Genomic DNA, 20529 nt, shown 5'->3' with positions numbered 1-20529 from the left:
CCCACCGCTCTGGAGATTCGATGAACTGGCTTTCCCGCATTTCCGTGCGCGCCAAGCTCGCGCTGCTGCTGGCGCTGTGCGCGCTGGGTATCGTCACCGTGGCCGTGTCGGCCCAGATCAGCCTGGACCGCGCCGTGGACGCGAGCCAGCGGCTGGTGCGGGTCGAGGTGGCCGCCCTGCGCGCGCTCGGCGAGGTGCGCGCCGACGTCGGCAACATGCGCCGCTTCGAGAAGGACCTCTTCCTCAACATGGCCAACGAAGACGACCTGCAGCGCTACCACGGCACCTGGTCGAAACAGGTGGCCACGGGCCTCGAGCGCCTGCAGGCCCTGCGCCCCGCCCTGCAGGCGCCGGAGCAGGCCGCGCTCGACCGCATGGCCGCCGGGCTCGCGAAGTACCGCGACGCGGTCAACGCCATCCACCAGGCGATTGGCCGCGGCGAGATCAACGACCCCTGGCGCGCCAACCAGGCCATGGAGCCGGCCAAGGCGGACGTGCGCGCCGCCGACGCGGCCTTCAACGAGATCAGCGACGCCGTGGGCGCGCGCGTGGACGCCATGGTGGACGGGCTCGGGGCGCTGCAGCGCCGCGCCATGTGGGTCACGGGCGTGGCCGCGCTGGCCGTGCTGGTGCTGGCCCTGGGCCTGGGCGTGGTGGTGAGCGGGCGCATCACGCGGCCGCTGGACGAGGCCGCACGGGCGATCGAGCGCGTGGCCTCGGGCGACCTGAGCGCGCGCGTGCACAGCGTGGGGCGCGACGAGACCGCGCGTGTGCTCGCGGGCATCCAGCGCATGCAGGACGGCCTGGCGCGCATCGTGGGCGACATCCGCCTCGGGGTGGACAGCATCGGCACCGCGAGCAGCGAGATCGCCAGCGGCAACCAGGACCTGAGCGCGCGCACCGAGCAGACGGCCTCGAACCTGCAGGAAACCGCGGCCAGCATGGAGCAGCTCACGAGCACGGTGCGCAACAGCGCCGATGCGGCGCGGCAAGCCAACCAGCTCGCGGCCTCGGCCGCGGAGATCGCCCAGCGCGGCGGCTCGGTGGTCTCGCAGGTGGTCACGACCATGGACGAGATCAACAGCGCGTCCAAGAAGATCAACGACATCATCGGCGTGATCGATGGCATCGCGTTCCAGACCAACATCCTCGCGCTCAACGCGGCGGTGGAAGCGGCGCGCGCCGGTGAACAGGGCCGTGGCTTCGCGGTGGTGGCCGGCGAGGTGCGCAACCTCGCGCAGCGCAGCGCGGAGGCGGCCAAGGAGATCAAGGGCCTGATCGGTGCGAGCGTGGAGAAGGTGGAGACCGGCAGCCAGCTGGTGGCCGACGCGGGCCAGACCATGGGCGAGATCGTGGCCTCGGTGCAGCGGGTGACGGACATCATCGGCGAGATCACGGCCGCGGCCGGCGAGCAGAGCGACGGCATCGGCCAGGTCAACGTGGCGGTGAGCCAGCTCGACCAGATGACGCAGCAGAACGCGGCGCTGGTGGAAGAGAGCGCGGCCGCCGCGCAAAGCCTCAAGGACCAGGCGGGCCGGCTGCGCGAGACCGTGGCGGTGTTCCAGCTCGCAGCGCAGCCCGCCTGAGCGGGCCCGCTCAGCCCAGCGCGAGCGTGAGGGCCGCGATCGCCGCGGTCTCGGCGCGCAGCACGCGCGCGCCCAGGGCCACGGGCGCGAAGCCCGCCGCGCGCGCCTGCGCGTCTTCGGCCGCCGACAGCCCGCCTTCGGGGCCGATCAGCACCGTCAGGGCCTCGTCGCCGGCCAGGGCCTCGCGCGCGGGCACGGCGCCCTCGGCCAGCGAGAGCACGGCGCGCCGGCCCGTGGCCTCGCGCAGGAATGTGCCCAGGTCGCGCACCGCGTCCACCACCGGCACGCGGTTGCGGCCGCACTGCTCGCAAGCGGCCTGCGCGATGGCCTGCCAGTGCGCCTGCTTTTTCTGCGCGCGCTCGCCGCTCAGGCGCAGCACGCCGTGCTGGGTGTGCAGCGGCGCCAGGCGGACTGCGCCGAGCTCGGTGGCCTTCTCCACCAGCCAGTCCATGCGCTCGTTGGCGGGCATGCCGATGGCCAGCGTGACCGCGCGCGCGGCCTCGCGCTCGACGGCCTCGTGCGACTGCACCTGCACCACCACCTCGCTGCGGCCCATGCGCCGCACCGTGGCCTGCCACTGGCCACCCTGGCCGTTGAACAGCGTGATGGTGTCGCCCGGCTGCGCGCGCAGCACCTGCACGTGGCGTGCCGCGCCGGGCGGCAGCGCGAGCTCGGCCCCGGGGCCGAGGGCGGCGTCGCAGAAGAAGCGCGGCATCAGGCGCGTCCGAAGGACCAGCCGCTGGCCGCCTGCAGGCCCTCGACCTCGTCGACCAGGCGCAGCAGCGGCGCGAGCTCGCGGTAGCGGTGCGCGGTGGCGCGGATGTAGGCGATGAAGCGCGGCGCGTCGGCCAGGTACTTGGGCTTGCCGTCGCGCAGCGTGAGCCGCGCGAAGATGCCCGCGACCTTGAGGTGGCGCTGCAGGCCCATCCACTCGACCGCGCGGTAGAAGGCGCCGAAGTCGGCGTGCCAGTCTTCGAAGTCCATCAGGCCGAGCTTGCGCGCCTGCTCCCAGTAGCGCACGGTCACGTCGATCACGAAGTCTTCCTCCCAGCTCAGGAAGGCGTCGCGCATGAGGCTGGCGATGTCGTAGGTGACCGGGCCCATGAGCGCGTCCTGGAAGTCGAGCACGCCGACCTGGGTGGCCGGCGTGTCGCCGCGCTCGCGCAGCACCATGAGGTTGCGCGGCATGAAATCGCGGTGCACGTAGACCGTGGGCATGGCGAGCACGCGCTGCACGATCAGGTCGAAGGTTTTCTGCAAGGTCTGTTGCTGGCTGTTGCTCAGCGCCAGGCCCTTGTGCTGCGTGAGGTACCAGTCGGGAAAGAGCTGCAGCTCGCGGCGCAGCACCGCCTCGTCGTAGGGCGGCAGCACGCCCGGGCGGCTGGCCTGCTGCCAGGGCAGCAGCGCGGCGAGCGCGTCGCGGTACAGGTCGGCGTTGGCCTGCGGGCGCTCGGGGTCGATCACGTCGAGCAGGGTCTGCGTGCCGAGGTCGTCGAGCAGCATGAAGCCCAGCGGCGCGTCCCAGGCCAGCACCTGCGGCACGCGCAGGCCGGCGTCGCGCATGAGGCCGGCGATGCGCACGAAGGGCTCGCTGTTTTCCTTGTCGGGCGGCGCGTCCATCACGATCGCGCTGCCGCCGTCGTGTGTGTCCAGGCGCAGGTAGCGGCGAAAGCTCGCGTCGGCCGAGGCCGGGCGCAGGCTGCCGGGGCGCAGGCGGTGCTGCGTGGCCAGCGGAGCCAGCCAGGCGTGGAAAGCCGCCTCGCGCTGCGGGTCGGCCCACGCGACGGTCGTCGGTGACGGGGTCATGGTGGGGGTGGGCTGGGAATGCGCGTGCGGGCCGCCGGGGCCTTGGCGCAGGGGGGCCATGGAATAATCCGGCGCATTCTACAACCGCCCCTTCGACGCAGTGCGCGGCCCGCCCGCCGCCGGGCCCGACCTTGAAACGCCGACCGACCCCTTCCCGCCCCGCGCCCCGCCTTGCGCTCGCCCCCCTGGCCGCGGCCGTGGTGGGCGGTCTCACGGCACTGGCGGCGCAGGCCCAGTCCGAAGGCCTGGCGCTGCGGCCCAGCCTGCGGCTGCAGGAGAACCTGCCTGCCGAGGCGCAGAAGGGCGCGTCGGCCTTCGTGTCGGGCCAGCGCATCGAGGGCAAGACCGGCGGTGTCACCACCATCGAGGGCGAGGCCGAGGTGCGCCGCCACGACATGGTGATCCGCGCCGACCGCCTGACCTACGACGAGAACACGGGCGAGGCCACGGCGCAGGGCAACGTGCTCATCAACCGCAACGGCGACCGCTACAGCGGCCCCTCGCTGCGGCTCAACGCCGACACCTTCATCGGCAGCTTCGAGCAGCCGCAGTTCGAGATCCTGCGCTCGGGCGGCCGCGGCGACGCGGCGCGGCTGGACTTCCTGGGCGAAGACAAGGCCAGCGCCCACCAGGCCCGCTACAGCACCTGCCCGCGCGTGCCCGGCGCCGACTGGATGCCCGACTGGCTGGTGCGGGCCAAACGCATCGACTTCGACAACGTGGAGCAGACCGGCGCCGCCACCAACGGCGTGCTCGAGTTCAAGGGCGTGCCCATCCTGGGCGCGCCCTACTTCACCTTTCCGCTCACGGACGAACGCAAGTCGGGCCTGCTGCCGCCATCCATCAACCTCGACAGCCTGAGCGGCTTCGAGTACACGCAGCCCTACTACCTGAACCTCGCGCCGAACTACGACCTCACCCTGTACCCCACGGTGATGACCAAGCGCGGGATCGACTTCGGAGGCGAGTTCCGCTACCTGCGGCCCGACTACAGCGGCCGGCTGCGCGGCTCCTTCATGCCCTCGGACCGGCTGCGCAACGACGACCGCTGGGGCTACACCTTCCAGCACAACCAGACGCTCACCGACGCGATCAACCGCCTCGGCGGCGGCGGCAGCACGGCACTCAATCTCAACATCAACCGCGTCAGCGACGACAACTACTGGCGCGACTTCCCGCGCTCGGGCGCCACGCTCACGCAGCGCCTGCTGCCCGCCGACGCGCAAGTGAGCTGGACACAGGGGCCCTGGTCGCTGGTCGCCGGGGCCTACACCTGGCAGACCCTGCAGGACATCGACGCGCCCATCATCCCGCCCTACGACCGCGTGCCCGCGCTGTCGCTTTCCTACCAGCGGGGCGACCTGGGCTGGGGCATTCCGGGCGACACGCAGCTGCTGCTGTCGGGCGGCTACACGCGCTTCGAGTCGAACCCCTTGCTCACAGGCCAGCCCAATGGCGAACGCGCGCTCGCCATCGCCCAGTTCAGCCACCGCTGGCAGGCGCCGGGCTGGTTCGTGGAGCCGCGTGCGCGCCTGCACGCCACGCAGTACCGCTACGACAGCGCACTGGCCAATGGCCAGACCAGCGCGTCACGTGCCCTGCCGACCCTGAGCCTGGACAGCGGCCTGGTGTTCGAGCGCGACGCGAGCTACTTCGGCCGCGCCTTCACGCAGACGCTGGAGCCGCGCGCCTACTTCACCTGGACGCCCTACCGCGACCAGAGCCTGCTGCCCAACTACGACTCGGCCGCGACCGACTTCAACTTCGCGACCATCTACTCGGACAACGTCTTCACGGGCAACGACCGCATCTCCGACACGCGCGCGCTCACGCTGGGCGTGAGTTCGCGCCTGCTCGACCCGCGCACCGGCGCCGAGATCGTGCGCCTGGGCATCGCGCAGCGCTACCTGCTGCGCGACCAGGACGTGACCCTGCCCAACGCGGCCGGCCTGCCCGGCGGCGACCCGGTCACCGAGCGCTTCAGCGACGTGCTGATCGGCGCGCGCGTGCAGTGGAGCCCGCGCTGGCTGTTCGACACGAACTTCCAGTACAACCCCACGAGCCAGGAGTCGGTGCGCACCACGCTGAGCGCGCGCTACATGCCCGGCCCCTTCCGCACGCTGAGCGCCGCGTGGCGTTTCCAGCGTGGCAACTCCGAGCAGCTCGACCTCGGCTGGCAATGGCCGCTCAGCGGCCTGTTCGGCACCGCGCCCGCTGCCGTGCCCGGCCGCGCGCTGGGCGAAGGCCAGTGGTACAGCGTGGGCCGCATCAACTACAGCGTGCCCGACCGCAAGATCGTCGATCTGGTGGCCGGCTTTGAGTACGATGCCGGCTGCTGGATCGGGCGCATCGTGCTCGAGCGGCTGCAGCGCAGCGCGGCTTCCGCGAACCAGCGCATCCTGTTCCAGCTCGAATTCACGGGCTTCTCGCGCATCGGCTCCAACCCGTTGCAGACCCTCAGGGACAACGTGCCGCGCTACCAGTACCTGCGCGAAGAAATCACCCCGCCGAGCCGCTTCGAACGCCATGACTGACCGCTTCCTGCTCTCCTCCCTGGCCCTGGCGGTCGCGCTGTCGGCCCTGCCCGCCTCGGCGCAAAACGCCTTCCCCACGCCGCGACCGCCCAGCCTGAGCCTGCCCGCGGGCACGGGCAGCGCCAGCAGCAACCGCACGGCCGACTTCATCGTTGCGCTGGTCAATTCCGAGCCCATCACCAACCACGACGTGCGCCAGCGCCTGCGCCAGGTCGAGCAGAACATTGCGCAGCGCAACATCGCCAACGCGCCGCCGCGCGCCGAGCTCGCGCGGCAAGTGCTCGAGCAGCTCATCAACGAACGCGCGCAGATCCAGTTCGCCACCGAATCCGGCGTGCGCGTGAGCGAGAGCGATATCGACCAGACCGAGCAGAACATCGCGGCGCAGAACCAGCTCGGCCGCGAGGAGTTCCGCCGCCGCCTGGCCAGCGAGGGCATCGAGATCAACCGCTTCCGCGCCGAGCTGCGCCAGCAGCTGCTGCTGCAGCGCGTGCGGGAACGCGAGGTCGATTCGCGGCTGCGCGTGAGCGACGCCGACGTCGACGACTACATCCGCGAGCAGCAGAACGGCAACGACATCACCAGCCTCGAGCTCAACCTCAGCCATGTGCTCGTGAGCGTGCCCGAGAACGCCAGCGAAGCCCAGGTGGCCGAGCGCCAGGCGCGGGCCCAGCGCGTGGCCGATCGCGCCCGCGCGGGCGAGGACTTCGCCACCCTGGCGCGCGAGTTCTCCGACGCGCCGGAGCGCGTGAACGGCGGCCAGTTCGGCTGGCGCCAGGCCACGCGCCTGCCCGACCTGTTCGTGAATTCCACGCGCGCGCTCGCGCCCGGCGCGATCGCCGGGCCGGTGCGCAGCCTCGCGGGCTTTCACGTGCTCAAGGTCAACGACAAGCGCGGCGGCGGCCTGCCGGAGATGGCGGTCACGCAGACCCGCGTGAGCCACATCCTGCTGCGGCCCGGGCCGCAGCTCACGCAGCAGGCCGCCCAGGCGCGCCTGAACGAATTCCGCCAGCGCATCGCGTCGGGGCAGGCCAGCTTCGAGGCGTTGGCGCGCGAGAACAGCCAGGACGGCTCGGCCGCGGGCGGCGGCGCGCTCGGCTGGGCCTCACCAGGCATGTTCGTGCCCGAGTTCGAGCAGGCCATGAACGGCCTGCAGCCGGGTCAGGTGTCCGAGCCGGTGGTGTCGCGCTTCGGCGTGCACCTGATCCGCGTGGACGAGCGCCGCACCGTGCCGCTCGACGAGCGCGAGCGCCGCGAGCGGGTGCGTGGCGTGGTGCGCGAGCAAAAGCTCGAGGAAGCCCTGGCCCTGTGGGCCCGCGACGTGCGCGCGCGCGCCTACGTCGAGATCCGCGAAGAACCGCAGCTGTGAAGCACATCGCGCGCAAGCGCTTCGGACAGCACTTCCTGACCGACACCGGCGTCATCGACGCCATCGTGCGCGCCATCGATCCGCGGCCCGGCCAGGTCATGGTCGAAATCGGCCCGGGCCTGGCCGCGCTCACGCAGCCGCTGGTGGAGCGCTTGGGCCGCCTGCGCGTGATCGAACTCGACCGCGACCTGGCCGCGCGCCTGCGCGGCCACGGCCAGCTCGACGTCACCGAGGCCGACGTGCTCACGGTGGATTTCTCGGCCCTGCCGGGCGCGGCGCCGGGCGCGCTGCGCGTGGTGGGCAACCTGCCCTACAACATCTCCACGCCCATTCTTTTTCACCTGCTCGCCCACGTGGCCGTGGTGCAGGACCAGCACTTCATGCTGCAGAAAGAGGTGATCGACCGCATGGTGGCCGCGCCGGCCACGGCCGACTACGGGCGCCTGTCGGTGATGCTGCAATGGCGCTACGCGATGGAGAACGTGCTGTTCGTGCCGCCCGGGTCCTTCGATCCGCCGCCGCGCGTCGACAGCGCGGTGGTGCGCATGGTCCCGCTGGCCGATCCGCCGCGGATCGACGTGGCCCACTTCAGCGCGCTGGTGCAGACCGCGTTCAGCCAGCGCCGCAAGATCCTGCGCCACACGCTGGGCCAGTGGCTGGAGGCGCGCAAGGCTTCGGGCGACTTCGATTTGCAGCGCCGTGCGGAAGAGGTCGCTGTGAGCGAGTACGTCGGCCTGGCGCTGCGAACGCAGGCATGAAAAAGCCCCGACGGGTGTCGGGGCTCATCCGGTGGCGCGGCGCGGGGCCGCTCAGGCTGCCGCGAGCCAGTAGCCGGCGTTGAAGGGGCTGCTCATGCGCAGCGCCTGCGGGCTCACGTCGAGGATCTTGTCGGTGGGCATGGGCTCTTCGCTCTGCACCTCGATCGGCTCTTCGCCCTTGGGCGTGCGGGCCACCGAGAACGAATAGAAGCAGCGGAACGGCACCTTGCGGTCGCTCCAGTACTCGGCGGTGTCGCGGAAGATGTCGAGCAGTTGCTCGCGCGCTTCCTTGTCGAACTTGCTGTGCGCCGGGATGTGCTCGAGCACGACGATGAAGCCGGTTTGCGGGCCCGACTTGTGGACCATGTCGGTCATGCAGTCGTAGAGCGCGTCGAAGTTCTTGCCGAAGTGCGGCGGCAGCGTGTACTGGGCGGCGATCAGCTCGAGCACGTCCTGCTTGCTCTGGGCCTTGGCCAGGTTGGCATAGAGGAAGTGGTGACCCAGTTGCTCCGCGGCCGCTTGCAGGTCTTTCACGCCGAAGGCGCGAATCGACTGAACGATGTTGGGTCGCACATTACGAAGTGGCGTGTCCATCTCCGCGTCTCTTTCCACAGTCAAAGTTGAATAACCGAACGCTCTTGTGAGGCTCACTGCACGATGCGGCGAAAGCTCGCGTAGTGGTCCTCGGTGTAGTAACAGGCATCAGGCACCCTGGGTTGCTCACCACCGCACACGATCCGCCTGGCCCCCCGGTGGCCCAGGCCTGGGGTGGGCACGGTGTATTCACGGTAGTAGCCACGCTTTTGACGGGGCAGCAGGCCTTCGCGGTTGAAAAAGACGGTGCCGTCCTTTTCGTAGCGGAAGGGGCCTCCTGCCGAGATCTGGCCCATGACTTGCTGACCCTGAACAGGCAGGGCGGTGACCGACACGGCCGCCGTGGTGGCAGGAAGGGCCGATGGGTCGGGCCCGCGCGCTTGCACCAGAATGGTGCCTGTTGCGCTGACCGCGGCGGCAACCACTGCCGCCAGCAACCCGGCTTTCCCTTTGCCCCAACGCTGGCGAATCCGCCGCAAATCCATGAGCTTGGATGGCTCCTGATGCGGGTTAACCCATGTCCGTGACGCTGGGGTTAACCCTCAAATACAAGCGCGGGAGTGTGCCCTAACCCGGGTCAAAAAGCAAGCCAATGCCCAAAAAATGGGCACTGGCAAGGGGCACTACAGAAGCTGATAAGTTAGCGCCCGCTATGGTGCAAAGCTTCAGCGACCGACGTTTGCGTCGGCGACGGTGAGGGCCGTCATGTTGACGATGCGGCGCACCGTGGCGCTGGGCGTGAGGATGTGCACCGGCTGGGCGGCGCCCAGGAGCACGGGGCCGATCGCGATGTTGCCGCCCGCCGCCGTCTTGAGCAGGTTGTAGGCGATGTTGGCGGCGTCGATGTTGGGCAGCACCAGCAGGTTGGCCGCGCCCTTGAGGGTCGAATTGGGCATGAGGCGGTGGCGGGCCTCGGCGTCCAGCGCCACGTCGCCGTGCATCTCGCCGTCGACCTCCAGCCAGGGCGCCTGCTCCCGCAGCAGCTCCAGGGTGCGGCGCATCTTGACGGCCGAGCCTTCGTTGGAGGAGCCGAAGTTGGAGTGCGACAGCAGCGCGGCCTTGGGCTGGATGCCGAAGCGCAGCATTTCCTCGGCGGCCATCACGGTGATCTCACACAGCTCCTCGGCCGTCGGGTCGACGTTGACGTGCGTGTCGACCAGGAAGACCTGGCGGTTGGGCAGCATCAGGCCATTCATGCACGCGTAGATGCGCACGTCCTGGGCGGTGCTGGGGCTGCCGCCGGCGCGCTTGCCGATGACCTGGTCGATGTACTGCAGGTGGCCCTGGGTGCTGCCCCAGGTGCCGCAGATGAGGCCGTCGACCTCGTTCTTGTGCAGCAGCATGGCGCCGATGAGGGTCAGGCGGCGGCGCATCTCGATCTTGGCGAGCTGCTGCGTGACGCCTTTGCGCTCGGTCATGCGGTGGTAGGTCTGCCAGAAGTCGCGGTAGCGGTCGTCCTGTTCGACGTTGACCACGTCGTAGTCGAGGTCCTGCTTGAGGCGCAGACCGAACTTCTCAATGCGCTGGGCGATGATGGCCGGGCGGCCGATCAGGGTGGGGCGCGCCAGGCCCTCGTCGACCACGATCTGGCAGGCGCGCAGCACGCGTTCCTCTTCGCCTTCCGAATAGGCCACGCGCTTGCGCGTGGCCAGCTTGGCGGCCGTGAAGATGGGCTTCATCACGGTGCCCGAGGCGAACACGAAGCCTTGCAGCTTTTCGCGGTAGGCGGCCATGTCGGCGATCGGACGCAGGGCCACGCCGCTGTCGGCCGCGGCCTGGGCCACCGCGGGCGCGATCTTCATCATCAGCCGAGGGTCGAAAGGCTTGGGGATCAGGTACTCGGGGCCGAAGGCGAGCTTCTCACCCGCGTAGGCGGCGGCCACCACCTCGCTCTGCTCGGCCTGCGCGAGTTCGGCGATGGCGTGCACCGCGGCGATCTCCATCTCGTCGGTGATGGTGGTGGCGCCCGAGTCGAGCGCGCCGCGGAAGATGTAGGGGAAGCACAGGACGTTGTTGACCTGGTTCGGGTAGTCGGTGCGGCCGGTGGCCATGATGGCGTCGTCGCGCACGGCCCTGACCTCTTCGGGCAGGATCTCGGGCGTGGGGTTGGCCAGCGCCATGATCAGCGGCTGCTTGGCCATGGACCTGACCATCTCGGGCTTGAGCACGCCGCCGGCCGACAGGCCCAGGAAGATGTCGGCACCCGCGATGACCTCGGCGAGCTTGCGCGCGTCGGTCTTCTGCGCAAACTGCACCTTGTCCTCGTCCATGAGTTCGGTGCGGCCCTGGTAGACCACGCCCGCGAGGTCGGTCACCCAGATGTTCTCGCGCGGCAGGCCCAGCTTCACGAGCAGGCCCAGGCAGGCCAGCGCCGCGGCGCCCGCGCCCGACGTGACGAGCTTGACCTGCTTGATGTCCTTGCCGACCACCTTCAGGCCGTTGAGGATGGCCGCACCGACCACGATCGCGGTGCCGTGCTGGTCGTCGTGGAAGACCGGGATCTTCATGCGCTCGCGCAGCTTGCGCTCGACATAGAAGCAGTCGGGGGCCTTGATGTCTTCAAGGTTGATGCCGCCGAACGTGGGTTCGAGCGCGGCGATGATGTCGACCAGCTTGTCCGGGTCTTTCTCGGCGATTTCGATGTCGAAGACGTCGATGCCGGAGAACTTCTTGAACAGCACGCCCTTGCCTTCCATCACCGGCTTGGCGGCCAGCGGGCCGATGTCGCCGAGCCCGAGCACGGCGGTGCCGTTGGTGATCACGGCCACGAGGTTGCCGCGCGCGGTGTAGCGGAAGGCGTTGGCCGGATCGGCCACGATCTCTTCACAGGGCGCGGCCACGCCGGGCGAATAGGCCAGCGCCAGGTCGCGCTGGTTCGACAAGGGCTTGGTGGCGGCAATGGCCACTTTGCCGGGCACCGGGCGCTCGTGGTAGTCCAGGGCGGCCTGGCGCAGTTCGGCGCGCTTGTTCTCGGGGCTGTGGGATGCGGTCATGCGTGTCTCCGGCCGTGTTGCTTTCTGCCATGCGAAAGGCGAATTCGCATTCTAAATGTGGCCCTGCGCCCGGACGGCCCATGGCCCAGCGGGCCGATGGGTGTAGGCCTTGTGAGAAAAACAGGGGGAATCGGGGGCCGCGCGCGGCGGCCGGGGCTCAGGCCGTGGCGGCCAGGCGTGCCTGCTCGGGCGTTTGCAACTGCAGGTGGGCGACGGCGTGGCCCGGGGCGCACTCGGTGAACACCTGGCGCGCGCAGCCCTCGCAGCGACCGCACTGCGTGGCCACACCCAGCTCGAGCTGGATGTCGTCGAACGCCATGCCCGAGCGCGCGCATTGGGCGATGGTTTTGTCACTGACGCGGCGGCAGACGCAGACGATCATGGGCTTGAGCGGAATGAAACGCCTGCAAATGATAATGGCTCGTATTCATTGCGCAATGCCCCCAGGGCACCGCCCGACGGGCGGTGCCGCGTCCGATCGCGATCAGCTCACGGAACCCATCTGGCTCTGCAGGTAGTTCTGCAGGCCGACCTTGCCGATCAGATCGATCTGGGTTTCGAGGAAGTCGATGTGCTCCTCGGTGTCGTCGAGGATGCCCTGCAGGATGTCGCGCGAGACGTAGTCGCGCACGGATTCGCAGTGGGCGATGCCGTCCTTGATGGTGGCCTGGGCGCCGCGCTCGAGCTGCAGGTCGCAGTTGAGCAATTCGGGCACGTCTTCGCCGATGTGCAGCTTGCCCAGGTCCTGCAGGTTGGGCAGGCCGTCGAGCATGAAGATGCGGTCCATGAGCTGGTCGGCGTGCTTCATCTCGCCGATCGACTCGTCGTATTCCTTCTTGGCCAGCTTGTCCAGGCCCCAATGCTTGAGCATGCGGTAGTGCAGGAAGTACTGGTTGATGGCCGTCAGCTCGTTCTTGAGCTGGGCTTGCAGGTGTGCAATGACTTTTTCATCGCCTTTCATGGCTGCTCCTTTCGCGGTGAGGGGAGGCGGCATTGTGGGCCGAAGCCCACGGCCGCCGCGGGGTGGCTTGCTTGCAAATAAGAATTGTTCTCATATGATGGTCCCCAGTCACTGCTGGAGCACCCATGAAAACCGATCCGATGCGCCCGTCCGATGAGGAGTACACGCTGCCGCCGACCGAGGCCCTGCTCGCCGGCACGCTCGCGCTCATGACGGGTTGCGCGCAGCACACCGGGCCGGTGCGGCAGCGCGAACTGATGGTGGGCAAGGTCGTGAGCAACCTCACCGAGCTGTCGCAGCACCCGGCCTTGTCGGCACCGATGCGGCTGCTGCTCGGTCGCCTGAGTGCGCGCTGGCTGCTCGAACTCGGCAGCGCGGCGGCGCCGTCGCCGGGCCTCACGCCCATGCCCGAGCACCGCACGCTGCAGTGAGCCTCAGCCGCGCATGAGCGATTCAATCGCGTCGGGGTCCACCGGCACGTCGCGCGTGATCAGTTCGCAGCCACTTTCCGTGACCACCGCGTCGTCCTCGATGCGGATGCCGATGTTCCAGAAGCGCTCGGGCACGCCGTCGGCGGGGCGGATGTAGAGCCCGGGCTCGATCGTGAGCACCATGCCCGGCCGCAGCACGCGGCTGGGCCGGTCCTTGATGGTCTCGCCCGACAGCGGGTCCTTGCGCTCGCTCACCTTGCCCACTTCGGAAGGCTCCACGTAACTGCCGCAGTCGTGCACGTCCATGCCCAGCCAGTGGCCGGTGCGGTGCATGTAGAACTGGAAGTAATGGCGGTTGGCGATCACGTCGTCGACCGTGCCCACCTTGGCCTTGTCGAGCAGACCCAGGTCGAGCAGGCCCTGCGACAGCACCCTGACCGTGGCTTCGTGCGGGTCGACGAAGCGCGCGCCGGCCCGCGTGGCCGCCACCGCCGCGTCCTGGCTCGCGAGCACGAGCTCGTACACGGCGCGCTGCGGCCCCGTGAAGCGGCCGTTGGCCGGAAACGTGCGCGTGATGTCGCTCGCGTAGCCGTCGAGCTCACAGCCGGCGTCGATCAGCACCAGCTCGCCGTCGCGGATCGGCGCGGCGTCGGCGCGGTAATGCAGGATGCAGGCGTTCGCCCCCGCGGCGACGATGCTGCCGTAGGCCGGGTACTGCGAGCCGCCCTGGCGGAACTCGTGCAGCAGCTCGGCGTCGAGGTGGTACTCGCGCACGTCCTGGCCCGCGCGCAGCATGGCCGCGCTGCGCTGCATGGCGCGGATGTGGGCGCGCGCGCTGATCTTCGAGGCGCGCCGCATGATGTCGAGTTCGTGCGCGTCCTTCACGAGCCGCATTTCATCGAGCAGCGTGCACAGGTCGCGCTGGGTCTCGGGGCACAGCGCGCCGTAGCGCACACGCGCACGCACCTTCTGCAGCCAGCCGTCGATGCGGCCTTCGAGGCCCGTGTGGGTGGCGAAGGGGAACCAGACCACCGCGCGGTTCTCGAGCAGGCGCGGCAGGCGCTGGTCGAGCTCGGTGACCGCGAAGGCCTCGTCCACGCCGAGCGCGGCGGGCGCGGCCTCGGGTCCGAGGCGGATGCCGTCCCAGATTTCGCGCTCGAGGTCCTTGGGCTGGCAGAACAGCGTGGTGCGCCCTTCGGCCGTGATCAGCAGCCAGGCCTGGGGTTCGGTGAAGCCGCTCAGGTAATAGAAATAACTGTCGTGGCGGTAAAGGAAGTCGGTGTCGCGGTTGCGCGGGCGTTCCAGCGCGGTCGGCACGATGGCAATGCCCCCGGGGCCGAGTTGCGAGGCCAGGCGCGCGCGGCGCTCGGCATAAAGGCGGAAATGGGTCGAGGCGTCCATCGCGGCATTCTCCCGTTTATGCATTCAGTTCGGCCAGGCGTTCGGGCGTGCCCACGTCGGTCCAGGGGCCGGTGTAGAGCTCGGCGCTCACGCGGCCCGCGTCCATGGCGCGGCGCAGCAGCGGCGCCAGCGGCTCGGCCGTGCCCTGCGGGTTGCCCGGGTGGATCTCGCACCAGGGCGGCTCGAACAGCTCGCGCCGGTACAGCCCGATGGTGCTGTACGTGAAGCGCTCGGCCCCGCCGTTGAGGGCCAGCCCGCCGGGGCCGAGTCCGAAATCGCCCCGCGGGTTGTGCGCCGGGTTGGGCACCAGCCACAGGTGCGCGAGGCGGTCGCTGCGCGCGAAGCGCTCGAGTGCTGCGGGATCGAAGGGAAAGCCCGGCGCGTACACGTCGCCCGCCACCACCCAGAACCGCGCATCCAGCAGCGGCAGCGCGCGCGCGATGCCGCCCGCCGTTTCGAGCGCGTAGCCGAAGTCCTCGCCCTCGGCCGAGTAGGCGATGGTCACGGGCCGGCCCGCGCTGCTGTGCGGTCGGGGCCCGAAATGCGCGGGAATCTGCTCGCCGAGCCAGGCGGTGTTGATCACAAGCCGGTCCACGCCCGCGTCGGCCAGCGCGTCCACGTGCCAGCGCAGCAAGGAGCGGCCCTGCACCGCGAGCAAGGGCTTGGGCACGCGGTCGGTGAGCGGGCGCATGCGGTTGCCGCGGCCGGCGGCAAGGACGATGGCTTGGGCGGTGGAGACCATGGTTGAAGCCCCCACTGTAGCCGGCGTTGCGCCCCGGCTGCACGCAGTGGCCCCCACCCCGTTGGGTATCGCGAGACCGGGGGACCGGAGCCCAGCCGCTAAAATTCTGGGTTTCTACCCAGGCCGGGCCGTGCACGACGGTCTGCGCCGCGCCCGCGTCCCCACCTGAGGTCTCCATGAGCGACTCTGCCGTCGTCACCGCTTCTCCCCTGGTTCTGGCCAACGCCATCCGCGCCCTCGCGATGGACGCCGTTCAGGCCGCCAACTCCGGCCACCCGGGTGCGCCCATGGGCATGGCCGACATGGCCGTCGCGCTGTGGGGCCGCCACCTCAAGCACAACCCGGTGAACCCGCACTGGGCCGACCGCGACCGCTTCGTGCTGTCCAACGGCCACGGCTCGATGCTGATCTACGCGCTGCTGCACCTCACGGGCTATGCGCTGCCGATCGAGGAGCTCAAGAACTTCCGCCAGCTGCACAGCAAGACCGCGGGCCACCCCGAGGTCGGCATCACCCCCGGCGTGGAAACCACCACCGGCCCGCTGGGCCAGGGCATCACCAACGCGGTGGGCATGGCGCTGGCCGAGAAGCTGCTGGCCGCCGAATTCAACCGCCCCGGCCACACCATCGTCGACCACCACACCTATGTATTCCTGGGCGACGGCTGCCTGATGGAAGGCATCAGCCACGAAGCCGTGGCCCTGGCCGGCGCCTGGAAGCTCAACAAGCTGGTGGCGCTGTACGACGACAACGGCATCTCGATCGATGGCAAGGTCACGCCCTGGTTCATCGACAACACCGCGCTGCGCTTCGCGGCCTGCGGCTGGAACGTCATCGGCCCCATCGACGGCCACGACGTGGACGCGGTGGACCGCGCCATCGCCGACGCCAAGCGCCACGCCGACGCGCCCAGCCTGGTGATCTGCAAGACCCACATCGGCAAGGGCAGCCCGAACCGCGCCAACACCGCCAAGGCGCACGGCGAGCCGCTGGGCCCCGACGAGATCAAGCTCACGCGTGAAGCGCTGGGCTGGTCGCACGAGCCCTTCGTGATCCCCGACGAGGTGTACGCCGGCTGGGACGCCAAGGCCGCCGGCCTGAGCGCCGAGGCCGACTGGAACACGCGCTTCGATGCCTACCGTGCCGCGCACCCCGAACTCGCCGCCGAGTTCCTGCGCCGCATGAAGGGCGAGCTGCCCAAGAACTTCGCCCAGGTGGCGGTGGACGCGGCGGTGCAGGCCCACAGCAAGGCCGAGACCGTGGCCAGCCGCAAGGCCAGCCAGCTCGCACTCGAACTCTTCACCGCCGCGCTGCCCGAGCTGCTGGGCGGCAGCGCCGACCTCACCGGCTCCAACCTCACCAACACCAAGGCCACGCCTGCGCTGCGCGTGGACCTCGCGGGCGAGGTGGTGCGCGACGAGCAAGGCCGCCTGGGCCGCCACATCAACTACGGCGTGCGCGAGTTCGGCATGGCCGCCATCATGAACGGGGTGGCGCTGCATGGCGGCTACATCCCCTACGGCGGCACCTTCCTCACCTTCAGCGACTACTCGCGCAACGCCATCCGCATGGCCGCGCTGATGAAGCAGCGCGTGATCCACGTGTTCACGCACGACTCCATCGGCCTGGGCGAAGACGGCCCCACGCACCAGTCGATCGAGCACGCCGCGAGCCTGCGCCTGATCCCCAACCTCGACGTCTGGCGCCCTGCCGACACCGCCGAGACCGCGGTGGCCTGGGCCGTGGCGCTGGAGAACCGCGACAAGCCCACCGCGCTGCTGCTGTCGCGCCAGAACCTGCCCTACGCGCCGAAGAAAGACCTGAGCGACATCGCCAAGGGCGCCTACGTGCTGGCCGAGCCCGCCGAGGTGGGCCTGAAGAAGAAGGCCCAGGCCGTGATCATCGCCACCGGCTCCGAGGTGCAGCTCGCGCTCAAGGCGCAGGAGCTGCTCGCCAAGGCGCACGGCATTGCGGTGCGTGTGGTCTCCATGCCCGGCACCAACCGCTTCGACCGCCAGAGCGCGGCCTACAAGAAGGCCGTGCTGCCCGCCGGCCTGCCCCGCGTGGCGGTGGAAATGGGCGTGAGCGATTTCTGGTGGAAGTACGGCGTGTCCGCCGTCGTGGGCATCGACACCTACGGCGAGTCGGCCCCGGCGCCGGTGCTGTTCAAGCACTTCGGCTTCACCCCCGAGAACGTGGCGGACACGGTGCGCGCCGTGCTCACGCAGCAGTGATTCCCTTTCGATTCAAACCCTGGAGATGACAGCATGACGATCAAGGTCGGTATCAACGGTTTCGGGCGCATCGGGCGCATGGTCTTCCGCGCCGCGGTGGCGAACTTCAAGGACATCCAGGTCGTGGCGATCAACGACCTGCTCGAGCCCGACTACCTCGCCTACATGCTCAAGTACGACAGCGTGCACGGCCGCTTCGACGGCGACGTGAAGGTCGAGGGCAACCACCTGATCGTCAATGGCAACAAAATCCGCCTGACCGCGGTGAAGGACCCGGCCGAGCTCAAGTGGGGCGAGGTCGGCGCCGACGTGGTGATCGAAGCCACCGGCATCTTCCTGGACAAGGCTGGCGCCGAGAAGCACCTGGCCGCGGGCGCCAAGAAGGTCATCATGTCCGCGCCGAGCAAGGACGACACGCCCATGTTTGTCTATGGCGTCAACCACGACACCTACGCCGGCCAGGCCATCATCAGCAACGCCAGCTGCACCACCAACTGCCTGGCCCCGGTGGCCAAGGTGCTCAACGACAAATGGGGCATCAAGCGCGGCCTCATGACCACGGTGCACGCCGCCACCGCCACGCAAAAGACCGTGGACGGCCCGAGCAACAAGGATTGGCGCGGCGGCCGCGGCATCCTCGAGAACATCATCCCCAGCAGCACCGGCGCGGCCAAGGCGGTGGGCGTGGTGATTCCCCAGCTCAACAAGAAACTCACCGGCATGAGCTTTCGCGTGCCCACCAGCGACGTGTCGGTGGTCGACCTGACCGTGGAGCTCAACAACCCCGCGACCTACGCCGAGATCTGTGCCGAGATGAAGGCCCAGAGCGAAGGCGCGCTCAAGGGCGTGCTGGGCTACACCGAAGACAAGGTGGTGGCGACCGACTTCCGCGGCGACGCGCGCACCTCGATCTTCGACGCCGACGCCGGCATCGCGCTCGACGGCACCTTCATCAAGGTGGTGAGCTGGTACGACAACGAGTGGGGCTACTCCAACAAGTGCCTGGAAATGGCGCGCGTGGTGGCGAAATAAGCCGCTTCACCGGTCCGCACGGGAGGCGCCTTCGGGCGCCTTTTTCGTGGGCGGGTCTCAGTGGCCAGCGGTTTTCGAGAACAGGTTGATCACGAGCACGCCCGCGATGATCAGACCCATGCCCAGCAGCGCGGCCGCGTCCAGCGTCTGCCGGTACACCAGCCAGCCCAGCAGCGACACCAGCACGATGCCCACGCCCGACCAGATCGCGTACGCCACGCCCACGGGCAGGGTGCGCAGCGTGAGCGCCAGGCAATAGAAGGCGATCGCGTAGCCGATCACCACGCCGATGCTGGGCAGCAGGCGGGTGAAGCCGTCGGAGGCCTTGAGTGCGGTGGTGGCGGCCACCTCGGCAACGATGGCGATGCCGAGGTAGAGGTAGGTGGTGGCGGACATGGGCAGGCGTTGGGGTGGCGGGCAAGGCGTGGGCCCCCGGGCCGCCGATTCTGCGCCGTCCCGCGTCGCGGGCACGACAGCGCACCCCGGATTGCGACTTGACGCTAGACCGATCGGTCTAGAGAATGCCGCGCATGCCCGCTCCCCCGCCCTTCGAGCCCGCGCGCGAACGCCTGATCGCCGCCATGACCGACGCCCTGCGCCGGCGTGGCCTGCACGGCATCGGCCTGACCGAGCTGCTGCAGGCCGCGCAAGCGCCCAAGGGCGTGCTGTACCACCACTTCCCGGGCGGCAAGACCGCGCTCGCGGTGGCCGCGATCGACGCCGTGGTCGAGCGCATGAGCGACGGCCTCGACCGGCTGCTCCAGGCCACGCCCGACCCGCTCGACGCCCTGCGTCTGTGGATGTCGCGCGCCACCGGCCGGCTCAGCGAGAGCGGCTTCGAGGTCGGCTGCCCGCTGGCCACCGTGGCGCTCGAATCCACCCCGGCCGACCAGGCCCTGCGCGACGCGCTCGCCCGGGCTTTCGCGCGCATCCGCGAGCGCATCGCCCAGGGCCTGCGGGCCGCGGGCATGCCCGCGCCCCGCGCAGAAGGCATCGCGGCCCTGGTGGTCGCGGCCTACGAGGGTGGCCTGCTGCAGGCGCGCGTGGCGCACAGCACCGAACCGCTCGACCGCATCGCCGACACCCTGCTGAGCCTGCTGGCCGTGCCCGAGTCCCCCGCCCCTTCGAAGGAGCCCCTGCCATGACCGCCTCCGCCGCCGACGCCATTCGCGCCGAACCCCTCACCCTGCACGCCGCCGACGGCTACCCGCTGGCCGCGCTGCGCTACCGCAGCCCCATGCCGCCGCGCGCCCACCTGGTGGTGGGCGGCGCCACGGCCGTGCCGCAGGGCTTCTACAAGCGCTTCGCCCAGCACGTGGCGGCCCAGGGCGTGGACGTGCTCACGCTCGACTACCGCGGCATCGGCAGCTCGGCGCCCAAGACACTCAAGGGCTTTCGCATGAACTACCTCGACTGGGGCCGGCTCGACCTGGCCGCAGGCGTGGCGGCCATGCGCGCGCCGGGCGTGCCGCTGTGGCTGGTGGGCCATTCGTACGGCGGCCATGCGCTGGGCTTGCTGCCCCACCCCGAGCAGGTGGACGCCGCCTACACCTTCGCCACCGGCGCAGGCTGGCACGGCTGGATGCCGCCGCTCGAGCGCCTGCGCGTGCAGTTCATGTGGAACGTGCTCGGCCCGGTGATGACGCGCGTGGCCGGTTACCTGCCCTGGAGCCGGCTCGGCATGGGCGAAGACCTGCCGATCGACGTGTACCGCCAGTGGCGCCACTGGTGCCGTTTCCCGCGCTACTTCTTCGACGACCCGCAGATGCGCGAGGTGACCTCGCGCTTCGATGCCGTGCGCTTTCCCATCGTGGCGGTCAACGCGATCGACGACGCCTGGGCGCCGCCGGCATCGCGCGACGCCTTCATGGCCGGTTACCGCAACGCCCCGGTGCGCGCCGTCACGCTCGATTCGCGGCGCAGCGGTCTGGGGCCGATCGGGCACATGGGGTATTTCCGGCCGCGCGCCCAGCCGCTGTGGAACGAGGCCCTGGCCTGGTTCGACGCCCTGCCCGTCCGGTCGCCGGCCTGATGCGCGCGTCGGACGGCGTTCCGTCCGCGGGCAAATCCCACGCGTTGGTGCTGTTG

The 20529-nt window shown here is 69.8% G+C and carries 18 protein-coding genes and 1 pseudogene; 9 read left to right on the top strand and 10 right to left on the bottom strand.

Features of this window, described 5'->3' with window-relative positions; genetic code table 11:
- Window positions 1-20 precede the first annotated feature (20 nt).
- Window positions 21-1586: a methyl-accepting chemotaxis protein gene (locus tag WDZ95_RS15445; protein ID WP_166229038.1), complete on the top strand. Its 1566-nt coding sequence runs from the start codon at window positions 21-23 to the stop codon at window positions 1584-1586.
- Between the two features lie 10 nt (window positions 1587-1596).
- On the opposite strand, the gene WDZ95_RS15440 is transcribed toward WDZ95_RS15445, so the two are convergent.
- Together WDZ95_RS15440 and WDZ95_RS15435 are read right to left on the bottom strand one after the other, a co-directional pair.
- Window positions 1597-2301, bottom strand: a complete 705-nt coding sequence (locus tag WDZ95_RS15440) for a 16S rRNA (uracil(1498)-N(3))-methyltransferase (protein ID WP_425779654.1) — start codon at window positions 2299-2301, stop codon at window positions 1597-1599.
- Entirely contained in the window at window positions 2301-3452 is a 1152-nt protein-coding gene (locus WDZ95_RS15435; RefSeq protein ID WP_425779652.1) for an aminoglycoside phosphotransferase family protein, read from the bottom strand. The genes WDZ95_RS15440 and WDZ95_RS15435 overlap by 1 nt, the downstream gene beginning before the upstream one ends.
- 71 nt (window positions 3453-3523) lie before the next feature.
- On the opposite strand from WDZ95_RS15435, the gene WDZ95_RS15430 reads away from it, so the two are divergent.
- The 3 genes from WDZ95_RS15430 to rsmA are packed head-to-tail and all read left to right on the top strand — an operon-like array spanning window position 3524 to window position 8053.
- Window positions 3524-5926: an LPS-assembly protein LptD gene (locus WDZ95_RS15430; RefSeq protein WP_425779650.1), complete on the top strand. Its 2403-nt coding sequence runs from the start codon at window positions 3524-3526 to the stop codon at window positions 5924-5926.
- A complete protein-coding gene (locus WDZ95_RS15425; protein ID WP_425779648.1) occupies window positions 5919-7295 on the top strand; it encodes a peptidylprolyl isomerase in 1377 nt (458 codons plus the stop codon). Before WDZ95_RS15430 ends, WDZ95_RS15425 begins: the two co-directional genes overlap by 8 nt.
- Window positions 7292-8053, top strand: a complete 762-nt coding sequence (gene rsmA / locus WDZ95_RS15420) for a 16S rRNA (adenine(1518)-N(6)/adenine(1519)-N(6))-dimethyltransferase RsmA (RefSeq protein ID WP_425779646.1) — start codon at window positions 7292-7294, stop codon at window positions 8051-8053. The genes WDZ95_RS15425 and rsmA overlap by 4 nt, the downstream gene beginning before the upstream one ends.
- A gap of 198 nt (window positions 8054-8251) precedes the next feature.
- On the opposite strand, the pseudogene WDZ95_RS15415 reads toward rsmA, so the two are convergent.
- From WDZ95_RS15415 to bfr, 5 genes and pseudogenes are all read right to left on the bottom strand, one after another.
- A pseudogene (locus WDZ95_RS15415) lies at window positions 8252-8647 on the bottom strand (barstar family protein); the annotation flags it as partial.
- Window positions 8648-8700: 53 nt separating this feature from the next.
- Window positions 8701-9132 (bottom strand): ribonuclease domain-containing protein, encoded by a 432-nt coding sequence (locus WDZ95_RS15410; RefSeq protein ID WP_166229026.1) that lies wholly within the window; start codon window positions 9130-9132, stop codon window positions 8701-8703.
- A 180-nt stretch (window positions 9133-9312) separates the two neighbouring features.
- A complete protein-coding gene (locus tag WDZ95_RS15405) occupies window positions 9313-11640 on the bottom strand; it encodes an NADP-dependent malic enzyme (RefSeq protein WP_425779644.1) in 2328 nt (775 codons plus the stop codon).
- A 157-nt stretch (window positions 11641-11797) separates the two neighbouring features.
- Window positions 11798-12022 (bottom strand): (2Fe-2S)-binding protein, encoded by a 225-nt coding sequence (locus WDZ95_RS15400; RefSeq protein ID WP_166229022.1) that lies wholly within the window; start codon window positions 12020-12022, stop codon window positions 11798-11800.
- Window positions 12023-12124: 102 nt separating this feature from the next.
- Window positions 12125-12601 (bottom strand): bacterioferritin, encoded by a 477-nt coding sequence (gene bfr / locus WDZ95_RS15395; RefSeq protein WP_287469931.1) that lies wholly within the window; start codon window positions 12599-12601, stop codon window positions 12125-12127.
- 125 nt (window positions 12602-12726) lie between these two features.
- On the opposite strand from bfr, the gene WDZ95_RS15390 reads away from it, so the two are divergent.
- Window positions 12727-13032 (top strand): hypothetical protein, encoded by a 306-nt coding sequence (locus WDZ95_RS15390; RefSeq protein WP_166229019.1) that lies wholly within the window; start codon window positions 12727-12729, stop codon window positions 13030-13032.
- Between the two features lie 3 nt (window positions 13033-13035).
- Here WDZ95_RS15390 and WDZ95_RS15385 read toward each other — a convergent pair whose 3' ends face one another.
- Entirely contained in the window at window positions 13036-14433 is a 1398-nt protein-coding gene (locus tag WDZ95_RS15385; protein WP_425779641.1) for an aminopeptidase P N-terminal domain-containing protein, read from the bottom strand.
- Window positions 14434-14449: 16 nt separating this feature from the next.
- The gene (locus WDZ95_RS15380; protein ID WP_425779639.1) at window positions 14450-15175 is read right to left on the bottom strand and encodes a nucleotidyltransferase family protein; all 726 of its coding nucleotides are present in this window, start codon (window positions 15173-15175) and stop codon (window positions 14450-14452) included.
- Between the two features lie 176 nt (window positions 15176-15351).
- Between WDZ95_RS15380 and tkt the strand changes: the two genes are divergently transcribed.
- Both tkt and gap read left to right on the top strand, forming a co-directional pair.
- Complete coding sequence (gene tkt, locus WDZ95_RS15375; protein WP_425779637.1) at window positions 15352-17409, top strand: transketolase; 2058 nt, start codon at window positions 15352-15354, stop codon at window positions 17407-17409.
- Between the two features lie 33 nt (window positions 17410-17442).
- Window positions 17443-18441 carry a type I glyceraldehyde-3-phosphate dehydrogenase gene (gap, locus tag WDZ95_RS15370; RefSeq protein ID WP_166229011.1) on the top strand — a complete coding sequence of 333 codons (999 nt, stop codon included), beginning with the start codon at window positions 17443-17445 and terminating at the stop codon, window positions 18439-18441.
- A gap of 57 nt (window positions 18442-18498) precedes the next feature.
- Here gap and WDZ95_RS15365 read toward each other — a convergent pair whose 3' ends face one another.
- Entirely contained in the window at window positions 18499-18837 is a 339-nt protein-coding gene (locus WDZ95_RS15365) for an SMR family transporter (protein ID WP_166229009.1), read from the bottom strand.
- 134 nt (window positions 18838-18971) lie between these two features.
- On the opposite strand from WDZ95_RS15365, the gene WDZ95_RS15360 reads away from it, so the two are divergent.
- The gene (locus tag WDZ95_RS15360) at window positions 18972-19586 is read left to right on the top strand and encodes a TetR/AcrR family transcriptional regulator (RefSeq protein WP_425779634.1); all 615 of its coding nucleotides are present in this window, start codon (window positions 18972-18974) and stop codon (window positions 19584-19586) included.
- Window positions 19583-20473 carry an alpha/beta fold hydrolase gene (locus WDZ95_RS15355; protein WP_425779632.1) on the top strand — a complete coding sequence of 297 codons (891 nt, stop codon included), beginning with the start codon at window positions 19583-19585 and terminating at the stop codon, window positions 20471-20473. The genes WDZ95_RS15360 and WDZ95_RS15355 overlap by 4 nt, the downstream gene beginning before the upstream one ends.
- Window positions 20474-20529 lie beyond the last annotated feature (56 nt).

Origin of the sequence: Hydrogenophaga sp. T2 (assembly GCF_049843535.1) — a bacterium.
In the GTDB taxonomy this organism is placed as follows: domain Bacteria; phylum Pseudomonadota; class Gammaproteobacteria; order Burkholderiales; family Burkholderiaceae_C; genus Hydrogenophaga; species Hydrogenophaga crocea.
The sequence above is the reverse complement of the archived record's forward strand: the minus strand, read 5'-3'. Positions and strand labels throughout refer to the sequence as shown.

Excerpts from the sequence above, each read along its gene's own strand:
- WDZ95_RS15445 (WP_166229038.1), top strand. The coding sequence starts at position 21 with ATGAACTGGCTTTCCCGCATTTCCGTGCGCGCCAAGCTCGCGCTGCTG.
- WDZ95_RS15410 (WP_166229026.1), bottom strand. The coding sequence starts at position 9,132 with ATGGATTTGCGGCGGATTCGCCAGCGTTGGGGCAAAGGGAAAGCCGGG.
- WDZ95_RS15400 (WP_166229022.1), bottom strand. The coding sequence starts at position 12,022 with ATGATCGTCTGCGTCTGCCGCCGCGTCAGTGACAAAACCATCGCCCAA.
- WDZ95_RS15365 (WP_166229009.1), bottom strand. The coding sequence starts at position 18,837 with ATGTCCGCCACCACCTACCTCTACCTCGGCATCGCCATCGTTGCCGAG.
- WDZ95_RS15360 (WP_425779634.1), top strand. The coding sequence starts at position 18,972 with ATGCCCGCTCCCCCGCCCTTCGAGCCCGCGCGCGAACGCCTGATCGCC.
- WDZ95_RS15440 (WP_425779654.1), bottom strand. The coding sequence starts at position 2,301 with ATGCCGCGCTTCTTCTGCGACGCCGCCCTCGGCCCCGGGGCCGAGCTC.
- WDZ95_RS15390 (WP_166229019.1), top strand. The coding sequence starts at position 12,727 with ATGAAAACCGATCCGATGCGCCCGTCCGATGAGGAGTACACGCTGCCG.
- WDZ95_RS15425 (WP_425779648.1), top strand. The coding sequence starts at position 5,919 with ATGACTGACCGCTTCCTGCTCTCCTCCCTGGCCCTGGCGGTCGCGCTG.
- WDZ95_RS15385 (WP_425779641.1), bottom strand. The coding sequence starts at position 14,433 with ATGGACGCCTCGACCCATTTCCGCCTTTATGCCGAGCGCCGCGCGCGC.
- WDZ95_RS15355 (WP_425779632.1), top strand. The coding sequence starts at position 19,583 with ATGACCGCCTCCGCCGCCGACGCCATTCGCGCCGAACCCCTCACCCTG.
- gap (WP_166229011.1), top strand. The coding sequence starts at position 17,443 with ATGACGATCAAGGTCGGTATCAACGGTTTCGGGCGCATCGGGCGCATG.
- WDZ95_RS15380 (WP_425779639.1), bottom strand. The coding sequence starts at position 15,175 with ATGGTCTCCACCGCCCAAGCCATCGTCCTTGCCGCCGGCCGCGGCAAC.
- WDZ95_RS15405 (WP_425779644.1), bottom strand. The coding sequence starts at position 11,640 with ATGACCGCATCCCACAGCCCCGAGAACAAGCGCGCCGAACTGCGCCAG.
- tkt (WP_425779637.1), top strand. The coding sequence starts at position 15,352 with ATGAGCGACTCTGCCGTCGTCACCGCTTCTCCCCTGGTTCTGGCCAAC.
- bfr (WP_287469931.1), bottom strand. The coding sequence starts at position 12,601 with ATGAAAGGCGATGAAAAAGTCATTGCACACCTGCAAGCCCAGCTCAAG.
- WDZ95_RS15435 (WP_425779652.1), bottom strand. The coding sequence starts at position 3,452 with ATGGCCCCCCTGCGCCAAGGCCCCGGCGGCCCGCACGCGCATTCCCAG.